Genomic DNA, 487 nt, shown 5'->3' with positions numbered 1-487 from the left:
ACGTCGCCAGCGACTCGACGAGCATCGAGCGGGCGTCGTCGTAGCCGGGCAGCCCGAGTTCGGTTCGTCCCCCGTTCGCCGCGCGGATTTTCTGATCGAGGGCGACGTACCGGGGAACGGGGCGCATATTGTCGGCGAGAAAGATCCCGTCGGTCTCCGTCCCCGCGCTGAGATACTGGCGCGTGCCCGACTCGGGCGGCACAGTCCACATCGCATCGAGGACGAAGCGGCGGTCCGACTCGCCGAGGTGGCGCTGGACGTCGTCGTAGATTCCTCGCAGTTCGTCGTACTGCCGGCGGAGTCCCGCGTCGGAGACGACGTCCGGCGCAGTGTGCATCTCGGCGTTGTGGACGCCGAGCTCCCGGCTACAGCCGTCGATCTCGAAGAGGCTCTCGGGGGCGGCCGCGAGTCGGCCGTCGGCGTCGACGACGTAGCCCTCGAGTTCGAGTCCGACGGCGAAGTCGGGCGCGTCGAAAGCGCCCGCGGC

1 pseudogene is annotated in these 487 nt (G+C 69.4%); it reads right to left on the bottom strand.

Annotated features, from left to right (window positions below):
- A pseudogene (locus DEQ92_RS23630) lies at positions 1-487 on the bottom strand (hypothetical protein); the annotation flags it as partial.

This window comes from Haloferax sp. Atlit-6N (genome assembly GCF_003383195.1).
Classification (GTDB): Archaea; Halobacteriota; Halobacteria; order Halobacteriales; family Haloferacaceae; genus Haloferax; species Haloferax gibbonsii.
Note: the sequence above shows the minus strand (reverse complement) of the source record. Positions and strands in the feature narration are given on the sequence as shown.